Annotated in this window: 12 protein-coding genes and 1 pseudogene; 6 read left to right on the plus strand and 7 right to left on the minus strand. The window is 51.8% G+C overall.

Annotation, left to right across the window (positions count from 1 at the left end; genetic code table 11):
- Positions 1-10 precede the first annotated feature (10 nt).
- Both ACZRJ6_RS05380 and ACZRJ6_RS05385 read left to right on the plus strand, forming a co-directional pair.
- Positions 11-1,240, plus strand: a complete 1,230-nt coding sequence (locus ACZRJ6_RS05380; RefSeq protein WP_463967357.1) for a tyrosine-type recombinase/integrase — start codon at positions 11-13, stop codon at positions 1,238-1,240.
- 60 nt (positions 1,241-1,300) lie between these two features.
- Positions 1,301-2,161: a hypothetical protein gene (locus ACZRJ6_RS05385; RefSeq protein ID WP_463967358.1), complete on the plus strand. Its 861-nt coding sequence runs from the start codon at positions 1,301-1,303 to the stop codon at positions 2,159-2,161.
- A 2-nt stretch (positions 2,162-2,163) separates the two neighbouring features.
- On the opposite strand, the gene ACZRJ6_RS05390 is transcribed toward ACZRJ6_RS05385, so the two are convergent.
- Both ACZRJ6_RS05390 and ACZRJ6_RS05395 read right to left on the minus strand, forming a co-directional pair.
- Positions 2,164-3,261: a YagK/YfjJ domain-containing protein gene (locus ACZRJ6_RS05390; RefSeq protein WP_463967359.1), complete on the minus strand. Its 1,098-nt coding sequence runs from the start codon at positions 3,259-3,261 to the stop codon at positions 2,164-2,166.
- A 285-nt stretch (positions 3,262-3,546) separates the two neighbouring features.
- Positions 3,547-3,777, minus strand: a complete 231-nt coding sequence (locus ACZRJ6_RS05395) for a helix-turn-helix transcriptional regulator (protein ID WP_463967360.1) — start codon at positions 3,775-3,777, stop codon at positions 3,547-3,549.
- Between the two features lie 530 nt (positions 3,778-4,307).
- On the opposite strand from ACZRJ6_RS05395, the gene ACZRJ6_RS05400 reads away from it, so the two are divergent.
- The 3 genes from ACZRJ6_RS05400 to ACZRJ6_RS05410 all read left to right on the plus strand — a co-directional run bounded on the left by ACZRJ6_RS05400 (position 4,308) and on the right by ACZRJ6_RS05410 (position 6,380).
- Positions 4,308-4,643: a hypothetical protein gene (locus ACZRJ6_RS05400; RefSeq protein WP_463967361.1), complete on the plus strand. Its 336-nt coding sequence runs from the start codon at positions 4,308-4,310 to the stop codon at positions 4,641-4,643.
- A gap of 142 nt (positions 4,644-4,785) precedes the next feature.
- Positions 4,786-5,754, plus strand: coding sequence for a DUF932 domain-containing protein (locus ACZRJ6_RS05405; protein WP_463967362.1), 969 nt, complete (start codon positions 4,786-4,788; stop codon positions 5,752-5,754).
- Positions 5,755-5,882: 128 nt separating this feature from the next.
- Complete coding sequence (locus tag ACZRJ6_RS05410) at positions 5,883-6,380, plus strand: JAB domain-containing protein (RefSeq protein WP_073452050.1); 498 nt, start codon at positions 5,883-5,885, stop codon at positions 6,378-6,380.
- Positions 6,381-6,568: 188 nt separating this feature from the next.
- Here the strand turns inward: ACZRJ6_RS05410 and ACZRJ6_RS05415 are convergent, their stop codons facing one another.
- From ACZRJ6_RS05415 to ACZRJ6_RS05435, 5 genes and pseudogenes are all read right to left on the minus strand, one after another.
- Entirely contained in the window at positions 6,569-8,077 is a 1,509-nt protein-coding gene (locus ACZRJ6_RS05415; protein ID WP_463967363.1) for an Hsp70 family protein, read from the minus strand.
- Positions 8,078-8,410: 333 nt separating this feature from the next.
- On the minus strand, positions 8,411-9,592 hold the full coding sequence (locus tag ACZRJ6_RS05420) for a GIY-YIG nuclease family protein (protein WP_463967364.1): 1,182 nt from the start codon (positions 9,590-9,592) through the stop codon (positions 8,411-8,413).
- Positions 9,585-11,702 carry a DEAD/DEAH box helicase gene (locus ACZRJ6_RS05425; RefSeq protein WP_073452048.1) on the minus strand — a complete coding sequence of 706 codons (2,118 nt, stop codon included), beginning with the start codon at positions 11,700-11,702 and terminating at the stop codon, positions 9,585-9,587. The genes ACZRJ6_RS05420 and ACZRJ6_RS05425 overlap by 8 nt, the downstream gene beginning before the upstream one ends.
- Positions 11,699-11,963 (minus strand): annotated as a pseudogene (locus ACZRJ6_RS05430) (PDDEXK nuclease domain-containing protein); the annotation flags it as partial. The pseudogene ACZRJ6_RS05430 and the gene ACZRJ6_RS05425, both read right to left, overlap by 4 nt.
- 27 nt (positions 11,964-11,990) lie before the next feature.
- Positions 11,991-14,783 (minus strand): class I SAM-dependent DNA methyltransferase, encoded by a 2,793-nt coding sequence (locus ACZRJ6_RS05435; RefSeq protein WP_073452044.1) that lies wholly within the window; start codon positions 14,781-14,783, stop codon positions 11,991-11,993.
- 916 nt (positions 14,784-15,699) lie between these two features.
- Here ACZRJ6_RS05435 and ACZRJ6_RS05440 point away from each other — a divergent pair.
- Positions 15,700-16,422 (plus strand): hypothetical protein, encoded by a 723-nt coding sequence (locus tag ACZRJ6_RS05440; RefSeq protein ID WP_463967365.1) that lies wholly within the window; start codon positions 15,700-15,702, stop codon positions 16,420-16,422.
- Positions 16,423-16,499: the final 77 nt, after the last annotated feature.

Genomic DNA, 16,499 nt, shown 5'->3' on the forward strand with positions numbered 1-16,499 from the left:
GGGAAATCCAATGGGTAAGCTGAATCCGAAACAAGTCGAAAACCTAACCGAACCCGGCACCTATGAAGATGGTGATGGGCTTCGCTTGGTCGTCAAACCTACCGGGCGTAAATCCTGGCTACTTCGCTTTCAACTGGCGGGGCGCCGTAGGGAGATGGGCTTGGGCTCATTCCCTGAAGTAGGTCTAAAGAAAGCAAGACAGGACGCCAGCGCCAAACGCAGCCAATTGAGCGACGGTATAGATCCTCTAGCCGCTCGCGACATCGAACGCGCGGCCCAACGTGAAGCACAACGTACTAGCGAAGCGAAACAGCTGAAGTTCGAGACACTCGCGAAGGAATACTGCGAGGCACACGGAGGCACCTGGTCAGATAAGTGGCGTAAAGGCTGGCTACGGAAGCTGGAGCTGTATGCGTTTAACCATATCGGCAAGCTGTCAGCCGAGGAGATCGGTACTCCTCAGGTGCTCAAGGTGCTGCAACCTATCTGGGCCACCAAAACCAGAACTGCCGACGAGGTACGCGGGCAAATTGAACAGGTTCTGGACGCAGCCAAGGCACGCAATTTACGAGAGGGCGAAAACCCTGCTCGCTGGCGCGGACATCTGGACAACCTTCTGAGTCGTGCTGAAAAGAAGAAGGCTCGAAAACGCGAGCACTTTGAAGCGTTGCGCTGGCAGGACGTGCCAGCCCTAATGGGCAAACTCAGCGCGAACGCCACACCCGCCTCCTTGGCCGCTCAACTGCTGATCATGACCAGCGCACGTGCCCACATGGTGAGGTTTGCTCGTTGGGATGAGTTTGATTTGGAAGCTGGCAATTGGTCTCTGCCGGATGAACGCATGAAAATGCGCGTGGCCTTTGTCGTCCCGCTTGCCGATGAGGTCATAAGGCTGGTGCGAGGTATCCCGCGAGCTGAAGGAAGCCCCTATCTGTTCCCAGGCCAAGGGAAGTCAGGAGTGATGCACACAAATGCCATCCGCACGCTTCTGCACAGCATGAAGTATGAACACATTACTCGACATGGCTTTCGCTCTTCATTTCGTGACTGGGCGGGTGAATGCACACACTACCCACGAGAGGTTTGTGAAATGGCACTCGCACATGACGAACGCGACCAAACTGAAGGGGCGTACTCTCGCTCCGATTTCCTCGACAAGCGACGGGCACTCATGACAGATTGGGCTAAATTCATATGCAAGCCGCTGACTGAGAACACCCAAGCAACTAATTCAGTTTAAAAACATAAGCAGTTCCTTCGAAGGAGCTGCCTCAACGACCGATTCAAGGACGATGAAATTTTGCAGATTCAACGCAACAAATTAAGAGTTACTACACGTACAAGTAACGACCCCAAAATAAAAAGTCACTTCTCCATAGAGATCTCTCTAGACCTCGATAATTGGACTGCAACCCAAAAAACCAAACTAGAGCTCATAATCGAGCAATCTCCCCCCAAAGAAAAACCCTTCCTACCAAACCTAGCAGACTACCCCGAATACAAACACCTAGTCCTCCTTAACATAGAGAGCGCAGCAAATGAAGTGTTTGAAATAGTAATAAAACGATACATGATGCTTCGTAGAACCATTTCGAACGAAAACAAAATCAATCTTGATAAAATATTAGTAGAGCGCACGAATACACACTCACACAACAACAAGGAACTAAAAAATAAATTAAAACCAATTCTAACAAAGGAAAAAAGCGCTGCCTTCCAACATATAAAAAACGCTTACTCAAGCATATTCATCGCGATAGATTACTACCAAACACGCGGAGCAGATATAGGAATAAAGATTTTATCTTGCGGCCTGCATATGCTTTATTCAGGCGACCAACGATACTTTAAAGAGACAATCAAAACACGATCAGAGGTTGCGACAGAAGGAGGCCTTGCTCGCAAGGAGCACTACTTGGCCACCAAACAAAAAATTTGCGACCTTATTAACACACTAGCTCCGCACGAAGGCTGGACTCAAGAGTTAGATGCTTACAAAGCAATATTACCAGAAATAAAAAAATACATGGTAGAAAACAACGTAAGGCGTCCCGCTCTGAGCAGCATCGAAAAGACATTGAGACGCTGGATAAAAAATGATCCTATCGTCTCCGCTGCCGTTAGGATCGCCAAACCTCCAACTCATTACATCTCTGATTGATATTAATGCTCTCTCGGCCGACCAACTGATCGCTCGCCAACCTTTGGAGAGTTCCCCTTACCAAATGTTCTTTTGTTCCCAGGCATGCAAGCACTTACATATCGATCCGCTTTGGTAAGGTAGATTGCTGCCATCTCTTTAAGACTGCTCAGCTTTTCCGCCTCACTGTAGTGAATCATCCCCACACCACAGTGCCTGTACCTCGATTTATTTCCATTGCAGTTATAATAAACGCCCTTCCCCTGAGTGATCACATTATTCCAGTACTCACCTATCAGCTTCGCAATGACAATATCCTGCCGCACCTTCGCCCCATCTAAAAAGAACATCATGTGGTAATGATGGCCTTTCTCCCTACCGTACTCAAGCTTCCATACGTATCCCACCATCCCCAGATCAGGGCACTTGTTTTTCAGATAGTCGATAAGCTCTATTCGATGCTGAACAATTTGCTTCGTAACAATACCTAGAGCGTCCAACCTATCACTCGACCGGCTATAATCTTCAACTTCAAGCTTCCCCTTTCCGTATGAGAAATCAACTCTTAAAACCAAAATTCTAGAATAACGCGCAAACAAAGAATCTATGTAACTCAAGAGACCTGAATAGTTCTTATTAGCTGCCCGCATATGCGCGGACATCTCCCGCTTGAATGCTCCACCAGAAACACACTCTCTCACCGCATTAACAAACCGATTTAGCCCATGAAAACATTCAGGCAACTCCGACTTCTCCAGCCTGTATGGACTTGTAGGATTTATTTTTCTATAGCACTCATAAAAGACACTAACATAAGGATTCACCTTAAAGAGGACCATTCCTCTTTCAAGCTCAACATAGTTAATTGTAACCGCCATAACAATACTTGTCTCTTCTTTACTTAACACCAGCTCACCTCGATGCTTGAGCGACGACAAACTAAATATATCTCCTGTCGCCTTCTCCATCACACTTACAGCCCTCATGATCCTGCTAACAGAATCAAACAGCATACCGTCCCCACTAAAACACGAGTACCCCTCCTCCTTTATTGGATCATAAAACTCCTCAACAACCTTTTCCTTATAAGCATCAATAAATTCCAACTCATTAAAACTCATAACCACACCACATCCACAATCAATATAAAATTTTAATCACATTTACGACCTGTCATTCAGACAGGTCACTCAACGCCCTACACACCATCAAACAACTCAACACCCTCTAGTTATTATCTAATAACATATAAACCAATATCCACACACCCTCTTCAGACCAGAGATACCACAAATAAAACTCAACACACCGCCTAGATTGAGCCATAACAAACTCAACCATTTTCTTAAGTTAGTACGCGAAGAACAGATCTCTAGATGGGCTTATCCTGAACTTTTATTCCAAGCTCACTTTCCTCTCAAAGTATTATTAACCAGTGATTCAATCCACTTGTTAATGCTCGATTCCAACCAGCCTACCGCTGAACTACCAATTTTCATCGGTTTGGGGAACGAGTCGTCGTAGCGCGGTGACGCAGGGTTCATCCGGTCATAAATCGTTGAACGCGACAAACCCACACGATCGAGCACCTGTTTAAGGCGTAAAACTCTGGGATGGGTAGTGCTGATTTCTGCCATTTCGTAAGCTCCAGACTGCGTTGGTACGCGATGGGACTACTCTAAAGGGATTCCCTCGTCCGGAAAATTACCTGTGCTTTCGTAGAAGTTTTACAGAAACGCGTCAACACGCCAGGCGGGTGCCCACTGCTGTTTACCTCGCGCGCGTGCGCGTATGCAGGCACGTGCATGCGTGCCCGCATTGACTCGTCCTAGAGTTAGTTCTTAGACAAGCGACTTAGTTCTCATGTCAATTACCAGTAGAAAATGTCTTTCCCTCATCTTGTCCAACCCGATCTGAGCCAGTCCTGAAAGATCCGAACAGATTCCAGAGCGTCACTCATAAGCATAATTCGAGCCATAAGCGAGATTGAAAATTCATCAATACTTAGTCAACGAAATTTCAGTCATACATCACAACCCTGTACCTCTGTGCATAAAGCATCCCTCCACACTCGAGAGCTCATCAAGCGGATTGCCTAGGCAATCCGCTTGATGAGCTCTATGCCCGTGTAATGACTTCATCGCGACTCTCTACAGGAACCCTGCACATGACCACTCAATGCCCACGCTGTCACTCCAGCGCTGTCATCACCAAGGATTTCGCCAGGAAAGTCGGCGCCCTTATCGGCACCGTCGGTGGCACCGCCCGAGGTGCCACAGCCGCTATGGGCGGTGCCGAGGTTGGCGCTGTCATCGGCGTCGTAGCCGGTCCCGCTGGTGTCATTGCTGGCAGTATGGCCGGGGCCATTCTCGGCGGATTAGCCGGAGCGGCGACCGGCTGCATCGCGGGCGCCAAACTCGGCGAAGTCATCGATGAGCGGGTTTTGGACAATTACGGTTGTCTCAACTGCGGACTGTCATTTAGCAGCCGTCATTCCGTTTGAATTGTTCATCTCCCGTTTCACGCAACTGCTGGTCCCCATCTGATCCATCACCACCCCCTCTCCAATACCATCCCGCACGCTGACTGATCCCTGCTGAACGCTCAGCGGCCTCGTCGCGCGCCTATGAAATGGAATCACTCGCATGGCTCATCTCGTCGAACAAATGGCCTACGTTGGCGCTACCCCTTGGCATGGCCTGGGTAACCGCCTGACGCAAAAACAACCGCTGGATGTCTGGCAGCGCGAAGCCGGCATGAACTGGCAAATCCAGGACAGTCCAGTTCATTTCAAATCAGACACAATCGGCACTCTGGGCTCGATCCACTCCTTTCCGGAACAAAGGGTGCTGTACCGCTCCGACACCAAAGCGCCGTTATCGGTGGTCTCTAATCGCTATCAAGTGGTGCAGCCGCGTGAAGTCCTGGAGTTCTACCGAGACCTCACCGAGGTCTCAGGGTATGAGCTGGAAACCGCCGGAGTACTTAAAGGTGGGCGCAAGTTCTGGGCGCTCGCCAGGACGGGCCAAGAGACTGCGCTGAAGGGGAATGATCAAGTGAGCGGCTATCTGCTATTGGCCACCTCCTGTGACGGCACACTAGCCACCACCGCGACCCCGACCACCGTGCGTGTGGTTTGCAACAACACCCTGTCCATCTCCCTGAACGCCGCTACCCGCGCAATCAAGGTTCCACACAACACGCGGTTTGATTCGCAGGCAGTAAAAAAACAACTAGGCATCGCCGCCTCGCAATGGGACGAATTTATGTATCGGATGCACGCACTCGCGGAACGTAAGGTTCAGTGGACTGAGGCCATGAGCTTCTTCATGGACGTGCTGTGCGACACCAGCGCGCATGACCCCATTCCCAATGTACTGCCCAACAAACGAGCTATGGAGAAGGTACAAAACCTGTACGAAGGTAAAGGCCGAGGGTCTGATATGGCGTCCGCTCGCGGAACAGCATGGGGCTTGCTGAACGCCGTGACTGAATACGTGGATCATGAAAGACGCGCGAGAAGCTCTGAGTATCGAATGGATTCGGCATGGTTTGGTCAAGGTGCAGTTATTAAACAGAAGGCACTCGATGCAGCCTTACAACTCGTTGCATGAACCATCGAGCCAAATCACTGCCGAGCGCTCTCACCTACTGGGGCGTTCGGAATCATTTAATCCCACACTTCTAGTAATTGTGCCACCCATCCTCCAGTGCTTTCACGCGTTCCGATAGGAATACCAGCATGAAATATCCCAAGCTCAAAGTCGGTGAAACGCCCGACACCTATGTCGTGGAATCGCCGGTCACTGAAGCCGACATCCTGCAGATGGCTCAACAACTCGCGATGTATCGTCTGTCTAAAGGACGGGCGTTGACCGAGCGTAGACTCGTCTTCAGCCATCTACAAACGCTGCTGCAATTCCATGATTACGAAGTCTTTGCTTTGTTACTGCTCGATATTGAGCACCGAGTTATTGGCTTCAGAGAACTATTCAGGGGGGCATTGGAAGTTGCTTGTGTGTCCCCTCGGGAGGTGATCAGGATCGCCCTTGAACATAACGCAGCAGCCGTAATCCTAGTGGAATACCATCCTTCTAACCATTACGAGCCCAGCCAAGTCGGTTGCGCACTGACCACAACCCTCAAGAATGCTCTAAACATGATTGGTACCCAAACATTGGATCATGTCGTCGTAGGCCATGAAGGCTGCGTATCGTTGGCTGAACGAGGTTGCCTATAACTCCTAGATCCACACCGCAAGATTGACTGCCCTGGCTGATGCTAGGGCGGACATCGCCAGGTAACTACCCCCCCACACTTATTTTTTGTAATGATTCCGCGCTGTAATCAGCCACTGCGATAGCCAAACTAATTGAAACAAATGGGTCACCCATGACGCTCCTTGGTCATTTGGAGGGTATTGGGTATTCAGACATGCTCGGGGGCCCGGGCATCCCGGGTTAGTGAGGCGTATACCGACAACCCATCGACGACTCCTAGAGAGGCTTCGCTCGGGGCTATATCGCAGTGCGGAAAGGCCTGCTTTACCGCTTCGATCACGTAGGGCGCACGGGACATGCCACCGGTTAGGAACAGCGTCGGATTATAGTTCTGGATCTCGCTAGCGACTTGCGCGAGAAGCGCTTGAAAGGTGCGCATGAAACTCTCGGCGGCCAATGCCAAGTGGCTATCGGTCGCTTGCACTACCAGGTTCTGCTCAATGTAATCCAGTGAACGTTCGCTCTGCGCAGTTTCGCTGAGTTCGATCTTTAGCTTCTCCACATCACGGTTTAGGCGCACGGGGATGCCCGGCTTCTGTAGCTGCGCCAGTCGGTATGCGTAGGGAAGTGGGGTATGGGGGAAGCTGAGACCGCGGAAGGTTTTTTGCCGATTGAGGTCACTCACCGACACGGCGTCCATAAACACCGGTGCTAACAACTCGGGGCATACCCCCTTGCCGAACAATGGCATTACGGAGCGGAGCGAGAGACCGAGATCAATATCGGTACCGCCCTTGGGTTCGCCCCATGTGTTCAGAATATTAGGTTGGGTGTCCCCGGTACCGACTTCAGCCAATGCGATGTCGGTGGTTCCACCCCCGATATCGACGATCAAAGCATGGTGCGCAATGACTGAACTGGTGTGGTACGCCACAGCAGCGGCAGAAGGCTCATGTAGAAAGTCGATTGCTTCGAAGCCGGCGGCAAGGGCTGCTTCGGTGAGGATGGCAATGGCTTGCGCCCCTCCGTCCGGCCCTATGGAGCTGCGAAATTTCACAGGTCTTCCCAGAGTTGCATACCTGACTACTTGTCCGAGCTGCAAGCACGCTTGTTCTCGGATGTGCTTGAGAATACGCGTCACAATACCGGTGATGTAGCCACGTTGGGCCTGCCCTAGGCGGAAGCCCAGCATCGATTTTGGAGACTGGACCAGGCGACCAGACTCGTAGATGAATAGGGCATCAATGGCTTCCTCACCAAAGATCGCGGCATCAAGGCGAATGTCGGCCTCTTTGGCTTTCACGATCTCATCGCTCAGCCAACGACGTTTAATTGCATTGATGGCCGACTCGCGAAGGTCCTGATCGCTGCTCAGGAAAGGCTTTGCGATCATGGTGCGGCGCTCAGCTTTTTCCTCCTTGGTCATCGGATTATTATTGCGAGCGGCGGCTCGAATTCGCGCCTCTATCGCTGCCATATCCTCGTTGTACTTAGTAACCCGCTTGGCGTAAGAGGACTTGGCAGCGCGAATTCCGTCACTGATCTCCTGCTCATGGGAGACGGTAAGCTCAAACCCGGAAATGTCGACTGCACGGTCGGGGAAAAATACCGACGTCCGAAATTGCGGCTGGCCATTGAACAGGATGTGTTCGATACGGCCGTTGCAAAACGCTGCCGCGCTGGAGTAACTGGTGCCAAAATCAATGCCAATTTTCATCTGCGGTCCCTGCCGTGGAGGAGCAATACGAGAGGAATCTATAGAAGACTGAAGAGGTTGTCAGCGGTGTAGTGGCAAAATGAAGCCGTTTCCGCAAATACTTGATTTCGGTTGCAAAGTATTATGAATGACGCTGGATTGAAGGCCGGGTTATTAGAAGTTCGTCGGCGCATTACGATGCGCTATGTGTGGCTAAAAATGGTGACCAACTATCAGGGTGGACACCATCGTCCTAAGCAATTGAATCCGGAAGGTCTGATGCCCGATTGCATAGCGAGCTCTAGCGTGGAGACGTGGGCTTTTTTACAGAACCTCGTAACCTCTCCATCCCACCTAGCTGACCAAGCGAGCAGTTTGTGGATCGTAGATCACTTCGGTAATAGATCCATTTCGAATGCGCTCAACCGCTTCGTCAATCACATGGAGCGGTACTAGGAACCACTCTCTCGGTTTGACCGGATTTCCGAAGCGGTCTTCGATAGTTAGATCAAGCTGTACTGCGCCAAATAAGCGGTGGAAGATATTCTCTAGCCTAGTCCGATTCAGGTTGTGCAGCGTGTAGGCGGCGACCACCTCCACGCCAGCCAGCATATAGGTGGCGTCTTTTTCCGCGCCTGCGATACGGGTTTCCACCTTGCCGCCAGTCACGCCGATTTTGTGGATCAGCTCGCGATGCTCAGCTACGAATGGGTGACTAGACAAGCTCCGCAGTACGTAGATAGTCCCGCTCTCAATATCGTCAGGCTCTGGAGCATCGCCAAACAATGGTCCCATGTCCGGATCGGTCAGTCGGCGACCAGTATCGTCCTTGTAAAGAGCTCGTTGCAGCGAACGACGCAGCAGGTTGCTTTCGGTACCGTTAGCGTAAATAACACGCAGACGCGCATCGCTTTCGCCATTAGGAGCTTTGATGGCTTCGCCTATTTCGGACACATAGGCAAGCTGCCCACCTACGATAAAGTAGTGACCTGTTTCAATGCTGGTATCGCGCCCAAAACGTAAGGTTTTGCGAACCCCAGACTTCAACTCTCTCTCGACCAACTCGAATAACGGCTGGAATTTTTCAAAGTCTGCACATCGAGTACGGTCCGCAACTTCTTCGGCTGCGCGTTTTTCAGTGCTCGAACGTACATGGCGCAGCACCGTGATGTCGGCCTGATCAGCGGACTCACCGCCGAGTCCCAATTCGGCCAGCAACGCGTCCTCATCCAGCTCATCCCCATCCGCTGGGGAAGCTAATGCACCAGTCAGCAGGCCGAGGCCATCCAACTCAGCCAGCAGAGTTTGCGCTTCCGGCAATGTACGTAACTGATCTAGGCGCACGGCATACAAACGCTCAAATATGTCGCGGTGTTCACCATGTAACGGTGCACGACCGTGGAGCTGACAAAAGCGCAGAATATCCTCGAAGCCAGCGATGATGCGCTCCTCTCCAGGGGTCCGACTGGCAACTTTGAGCGGAGCGATTTCAAGGCCAAGATCTGCGAGCAGTTCGTCTTCGTCAATCTCAGCCATTGATCACCCCACTTTGTTGCGCAGCCATCTCCTGAGCCTTGAAGCGCATGAACGCGGCCACCCCTTCGGCAATGCGTTTTTCCCAGGGATCAGCAGAGTTGATGTCAGGAAGACGGCCTCGCTCCCGTTTGAAAGTTCTTGCGCGATTGGTCAGTTCAACCGCCTCATCACGAGGAATACTCACTTTCTTGACGGCGATACTGGCTTGCACCTGCCGCAAAGATTTTTCATCCATCGTTTTTGCCAACACCGCATAAGCGGCATCAAATGGGTTGATGCGGTCGATCAGGTCAATATCCAGCTCGCGTACGTTGACAAACTTACGCACCCCATCCAGCAGCGCTGTGCTTCCTTGTACCGTGTCACCATTGCCTGTATCGACTTGGGCCAAGGCCAGCTTGGCCTGCTGGGTAATATTCATTGTAGCAATGGCGTGCTGGCGGACGGCTTCCTGATCAGCCTCGCTCAAATCTGGGTAACGCTCGCGTACGATCTTTCCCATACGCAACTGGGTCAACTCTTCGGGCAGAGTGTTTTCCTTATCGAAAAGGCCGCGCTCCAGCACGGTTTTATCCTGCAAGAAGTTGGTCACCACTTCGTTCAAATCCTCTTTGCAGATGCGCGTAGCTTCTGCGCTTTGAGGCGTAACCAGCCCCTTGATTTCGACATGATACTGACCTGTGGTTTCATTCACCCCTAAATTGATCCCACCTGGTTGATAACCTTCAGCCCCGTAATTGAACCCCTCTTTCGGCCCTGTATCTTTCGGGGTGAACTCATAGCGTGGAGCCAGCACTTGCTCCATCAGCAAGCTAGCGGAAATAGCCTTGAGCATATCGTTCACCGCCTCAGCAACAGAGGCTTGATCGGCTGCGGGTTCAGCGATCAGGTTGGTAAAGCGTGAGCGCTCCTTACCCTCTGCATCACGTGTTGCGCGACCAATGATCTGCACGATTTCAGTCAAGCTGCTGCGGTAACCAATGGTTAGTGCATGTTCACACCAGATCCAGTCAAAGCCTTCCTTCGCCATGCCCAGAGCAATGATGACATCCACATTATCGCGGTTGTTCTTCTGCGCCGGATCTTTCAACGCACTGAGCACTTTGGAGCGTCTAGTCGCGTCGCTATCATCCACCAAGTCGGCTACTTTCAACGTGCGCCCGTCTTTGACTTTGATGAGGTGAAAGCCGGTCGCAGGGTCGACACCCTGCCAATCGCCCAGCGCACTCATGATTTCGTTTACCTCCCGCTCCTTGTCTTTGAGGCTTTCACGAGCATTTACGTTGGGAATATGGACGATGGTTTTCAGTGCAGGGTCTAGTACCTTGGCGATGGCATCCACATACTTACCTGTGTAGAAGAAGTAGCCGATGTCCAGTGACTTGAGCCAGCGGTAGCCATTGAGCTGTTCGTAGTATGTGTAGGTCACCGTTTCAAACTTGGCTTCTTCCGCAGGGGCCAGCACGGCCTCACTGTCACCGCGAAAATAAGAGCCCGTCATGGCTACCAGATGTACTTTATCTCGCCCGATAAAAGCGCTCAGCTGACCGCCCAACTTGTTATCCGGGTTGGCGGAAACGTGATGGAACTCATCGATGGCAATAAGACGGTTGTCGAATGCCTCGATTCCCAATTCCTCTACAGCAAAGCGAAAGGTGGCATGAGTGCAGACCAGCGTCTTATCTGCACTTTTCAGGAAGGAGCGCACAGCTTCGACCTTGGATTTGGCAACGCGCGGCTCGTCGATGCCTGGGGCATTGCATAGGTTCCACTGCGGAGCCACTTGCCAGTCCCAGTAAAAACCAGAAGAGCTAAGCGGTTCATCTGCGAAGCTCCCGCCAATGGAGCGCTCCGGCACTACGACGATAGCCTGTTGCAGTCCTTGATTATGCAGCTTATCCAGCGCGATAAACATTAAGGCTCGGGACTTGCCCGATGCGGGAGGCGACTTGATCAACAGGTATTGCTCACCACGCTTGGTATAGGCACGCTCCTGCATGGTACGCATACCCAACTCATTGGCTTTGCTGGAAGCCCCGGTGTGTGCCGTGGTAATAGATACGGAAGGCAGCGTGTAGGTGTTCGTGGGGTTCTGAGTCTGTTCGGTCATTGCGAGTCGTCTTCCATGGATGCGTCATCACTTGCCGGTTCGCGTTCGATCTGTTCGATGCTAGGCAGGCTGGTTTTCAGCCTTTGCCGGCAGGGAGTCCACCAGTTGATATTCGGCCACACCGATGGGGCGGGCGTTATCACGCAGGGCGTATTCGGCCACTATCTTGTTCTTACTCTTATACAGCAGCATGCCAATGGCTGAACCGCCCTCTGGATGCTTGATCTGAGCATCCGCAGCAGTGAAGTAAAAACTCAACTGACATACTCAGACTAACCGGGACATCGCTCATTCTTTTTTCCCTCGTATTTTTTTCGGCGCCGCCTTCACTGTACTTGCAGCCATCTTGGTGTAGAGGTCAAACAGCTTTTCCAGTCGCTCGGTATCGTTTCTAAACCAACGGCCAATATAGATACGCTCCAGCACTTCATCATTGCGTTCGTGGGCGCGGCGCAGGTTGTCCGGCATTCTGTCTGGCGCATACAGGTCAGCGATGGTCGCGGGGAAATGCGCTTCGCGAGCCAGCAAGATGTTCTCGGCGCAGGCGGTCAAATCGGCCTTGTTTTGCTCGGTCAGTAGCGGTACGGGGAAGGTGTTCCAACCAAGGGTATTCGAATAGCGATAGCGTGTTTCCAGTTTTCCGCAGACAGTAGCCACCCAGATAAGGTGCATTCTAGAAGCGATAAGTGCCAGGTTCCATAGAGGCGCGTCATACAACGCAAAGGCATTATCGGAAACCACTGAGTGAGCTGTCAGCAGGCCTACGGGGAGGAAATCGCGTGATTCCGACGAGACCTTAGGCACTACGATTGACGATGTCAGTCCACGTCCTTGAATCTGTTTGAAACGATGCGGGCGATCTGCATAAGCGCGGGTTGACTCTGCGTCACTAGCTAGACGCATTGCGCGTACACCCTCTAAACGGGCTGCCACAATGGATATGCGCTTAGCTTCCTCGACCTGCTCGTCGTCAATCCAAAGGCATTTACGAACAATACCTTTGACAAACTCCTGTGAGCCGACAAAGTCGAAGATGTATTTGGCGATAGCTGGCTCGGACCTCACCGCCTCATCGGCTTCGGCGCCTGAAAGTAGAAGGTGGCCTCCATCCTTGGGCATGTTCCCTAGATCCATATAGGAACATCCAGACATCGATTTACGCAACGGCTGAACAACGAGGTCAGGACCTGGCACTAGGTACGCGTTAATGTTGAGAACTTGCTTCGCGCTTACTTCGTTCCTTCCCACCGCAGAAAACAGAATTCTTGGGCGCGCAACATTCCTTGAAATGCCGACGATTGCGACCGTAACTCCAGCGTTATGACTGGCGAGATTCGCCCACTTGAATGATGTGTGAGCAAAAATAATCTCATGGCCCGTTGCAAATATAAGCGGCCAAAGGGTAGGAACCTGTACCCCTTGGCATATGGAGTTCGTTGATACTAGCGCCGTCATTGCAGAAGTCTTTGATCCATAGTCGGCAGCCTTCATAAACCAGCCTGCGACATAATCAAGCGTCTTCCATCCAGTACCATGGCCCGCGAATACTGCAGCCAAGTCAGATTTCTGCTCCTCCGATTGCCATTTGCTTCCGAGATAAGGCGGATTACCACAGATGTAGGTTTCGCCTCCTTCGTTCTCAAAGTCAATTTCCGCCTGATTCAGCGGCGTGCCGAATAAATCATCAGCTACGACCTTTACGCAAGTGCCTGTAGGTGGGCAAATACTCAGCCAATCCAGCCGCAGCGCATTGCCACACACAATCCAGTTCTGCGCATTCAGCGGCAAAAACTCGGCAAGTGCATCCTGTTGCCCGCGATACAGAACGTCGCACTGAAACTCGGCAATGATCAATGCCAGACGGGCAATTTCTGCCGGAAAGTCGCGCAGCTCAATGCCGCGAAAGTTAGTCAGTGGGATTTCTGACCTATTGTTAGCCTCGTCACGGCGGCGGTTGATTTCGGCTTCAATCTCGCGCATTTGCTTGTAGGCGATTACCAGAAAGTTGCCGGAGCCGCAGGCTGGGTCAAATATCCGGACACGCGCCATACGTTTACGCAGATTCAATAGTTTGGCTTTATTGTCGCCAGCCGCCTCCAACTGCGCGCGCAGATCATCCAGAAACAGCGGATTTAATACCTTAAGAATATTGGGCACACTGGTGTAGTGCATGCCCAATGAGCCGCGCTCTTCATCATCAGCCACGGCCTGTATCATACTGCCGAAGATATCGGGATTGATTTTCTGCCAGTTCAGTTTGCCCGCGTGTAGCAGATATGTGCGTGCCATACGAGTGAACCGTGGCACCTCCGTGCTGCCCGAAAACAAGCCGCCATTCACATACGGAAAGCCGTTAGCCCAGCTCGGCAAGCGAGGCTCAACAATCTCTCGCTCGGTCTGCTTAATATTCATGGCGCGAAAAATTTCAGACAGCACCTGGTGGGTATTTGAGCCACCGTGCTCGCTGTACTGCTCAACAGTTTTGGTGAAAAGGCCATCACCATTAAAAATGTCGGTGTCTTCAGCAAAAAAACAAAACACTAACCTAGACATGAAGTGGTTCATGTCATGACGGCGCTCGGCCCTGGCCCAATCCGGGTTCTCATTTAACAGTTCGACGTACAGCTTGTTCATCCGGCTGGTGGCGCGCACGTCGATGGGGTTGTCTTTAATCTCCTTGATTGTGGAGATCCCAGCCAACGGCAGCAGGAAGCCGAAGTGATTGGGGAGGTCCTGGTAATCACAGGTGATGGTTTCACCCGTGATGAGCTCTTCGGCCTCCAGCGTTTGTCCGTCGGTGGCAAGAATGAACTTGGCTTTGGCTTTTGTCGTTGCAGGGCTGGCACGCAATGAATTAAGCGTTTCGCCTACGGCGCCGGGCTCACATGCGGCAATATGAATATTGCTGCGGAGCAGCACGCCACCTGGTACGTCAGAAGCGTTGTTATTACCGGCACGCAGTCGCCTGAGAGCGGTTTCCTTGTTGCCAAAAGCAGCCAGGAAGACGAACGGGAATTCAGCCACATCAAAAGGTTCAAGGACCAGATCCGAGATTGCGGACTCAATTTCTACTGCGTTCATGGTTTACCAATTCCAATGCACTCACAAGCGAGTGGGGCGACTTCATCTGTTAATTTTGATGGTTATTGCTAGCGCTCAGAGGGCATCTGCTCTCATGCCGCCCAAGTGGCTGTGTACCATTCCGATAACCTCGAACGGCGGAAATCGCGTGCGGGGAGCCGTAGTCCCCCTGACAGCGATAATGTCTCCATGGCATTTGAGTCACACTGCATCAGTTCTATGCTGAGGGACTCTACCAATAGTGACTAAAAAACCGATTCGATTTTCCAGATGCAGTTTTAGCCAATCCACGGCGCAGCAGATTGTAAAGGAAGGCTCTTCCTGATGGTGAACAACCTTGAGCATCCACCGCCAGCACTGGGCCACTGCACGCGGTGATATTTGCTAGTATCGGTCGAGGGGTTTCAATGCCAAGAGCTCACTCGCGCCCCGAGTGGGGGGATAAATGGGGGGACAGAAATTGAAACCACCATAGAACCCAGCAAAACAAGGAAAAAACCAAACAATAACGCCGCCCACAAGCCGGCTTTTTAATGCCCTATCCTTTTGTAAAATACGACTTTTTCAGTCAAGCATCGAGCCAGCCCATACTTCAGTCCATCCCCCGACACCTTGGTGCGGGCTGGTTGATATCTCTAAGTGGGCGCTGATTGAGAACTGACCCACCGGGGTCAGTTTTCGGTCAGCGGCAACACACGCTGCTCTGCATGGATTTTTTACACGTCCGAACCATGCAGTGCCGGGTCTTCCGGTGCTATGCAGGCAGTAATGGCACTACAGCATCATTGTCCATTCAATGAATCCATCTCGATGCCGATAAACCTTCCCAAGCACTGCGCGGCTGCGTCAGAGCGACTCTCTATTAGCCCGTGGATTCACCGGCACGGCTCGCCAATACCAAACAGGAAGTTTTTGTATGACCGACGAAACGAAGCCAGAAAACGAGTCACGCCTGCTCAAGGCTGTAGAGTCGATCGCCATCAGCCCAAAGGATGCCCAGGCATTAGTCTCGCAGTACAGAATTCAAGTGAAGGCATCTAAACCTAATGCTTCAGAGCATGAAGTTCAGGCACTGGTCGCGAAGAAAATCATCAGTCGCTACTCAAAAATGTCAGCCACCAGCGGTGGAGTTACGGCTTTGGCCGGCGTCATACCGGGCCTGGGCACTGCCGTCGCGATGGTAGGCGGCGGACTAACCGACGCTACAATCGGTATGAAATTTCAAGTCGATATGTGCATGTGCCTGGCTGATGCCTTTGGCTGGGATCTCACAAGTGAGGATGCCCGGCAACTGGCATTTATGATTGCAGCAGGAGGATCGCTGGAGAAGTTTGGCGTGGAAGTTGGTACCGCATTCGCCTCTAAGGCTGGCGTAAACATGGTACGCCAGTATCTGAAGGGAGCAGCATTGCGGGCAATCAAGGAAATGTTCAAACGCATAGGCATCACCTTCACTCGAAAAGCATTGGAAAAGGCAATTCCATTCGGCATTGGCGTAGTGATTGGCTCCACAGCCAACTATGCACTAACGAAATATGTCGGAAATACTGCTTTGGGCTGGTTCACAACTGATCGTGATATGGGTAACGAGCCAATCGTCGTGAAGGATGAGCTGATGGTAGATGCTGAGCCGACATGACCCTACCTGGCCTTGTCGCAGCATGGCCAGTCTTTGAGTATGAGAGGAGTTACCCTCATCGAATCCCGGTGCCTGGA

The sequence above is a fragment of the Pseudomonas sp. C321 genome (genome assembly GCF_055407105.1).

Excerpts from the sequence above, each read along its gene's own strand:
- ACZRJ6_RS05415 (WP_463967363.1), bottom strand. The coding sequence starts at position 8,077 with ATGAAAATTGGCATTGATTTTGGCACCAGTTACTCCAGCGCGGCAGCG.
- ACZRJ6_RS05400 (WP_463967361.1), top strand. The coding sequence starts at position 4,308 with ATGACCACTCAATGCCCACGCTGTCACTCCAGCGCTGTCATCACCAAG.
- ACZRJ6_RS05390 (WP_463967359.1), bottom strand. The coding sequence starts at position 3,261 with ATGAGTTTTAATGAGTTGGAATTTATTGATGCTTATAAGGAAAAGGTT.
- ACZRJ6_RS05405 (WP_463967362.1), top strand. The coding sequence starts at position 4,786 with ATGGCTCATCTCGTCGAACAAATGGCCTACGTTGGCGCTACCCCTTGG.
- ACZRJ6_RS05425 (WP_073452048.1), bottom strand. The coding sequence starts at position 11,702 with ATGACCGAACAGACTCAGAACCCCACGAACACCTACACGCTGCCTTCC.
- ACZRJ6_RS05420 (WP_463967364.1), bottom strand. The coding sequence starts at position 9,592 with ATGGCTGAGATTGACGAAGACGAACTGCTCGCAGATCTTGGCCTTGAA.
- ACZRJ6_RS05395 (WP_463967360.1), bottom strand. The coding sequence starts at position 3,777 with ATGGCAGAAATCAGCACTACCCATCCCAGAGTTTTACGCCTTAAACAG.
- ACZRJ6_RS05380 (WP_463967357.1), top strand. The coding sequence starts at position 11 with ATGGGTAAGCTGAATCCGAAACAAGTCGAAAACCTAACCGAACCCGGC.
- ACZRJ6_RS05410 (WP_073452050.1), top strand. The coding sequence starts at position 5,883 with ATGAAATATCCCAAGCTCAAAGTCGGTGAAACGCCCGACACCTATGTC.
- ACZRJ6_RS05435 (WP_073452044.1), bottom strand. The coding sequence starts at position 14,783 with ATGAACGCAGTAGAAATTGAGTCCGCAATCTCGGATCTGGTCCTTGAA.
- ACZRJ6_RS05440 (WP_463967365.1), top strand. The coding sequence starts at position 15,700 with ATGACCGACGAAACGAAGCCAGAAAACGAGTCACGCCTGCTCAAGGCT.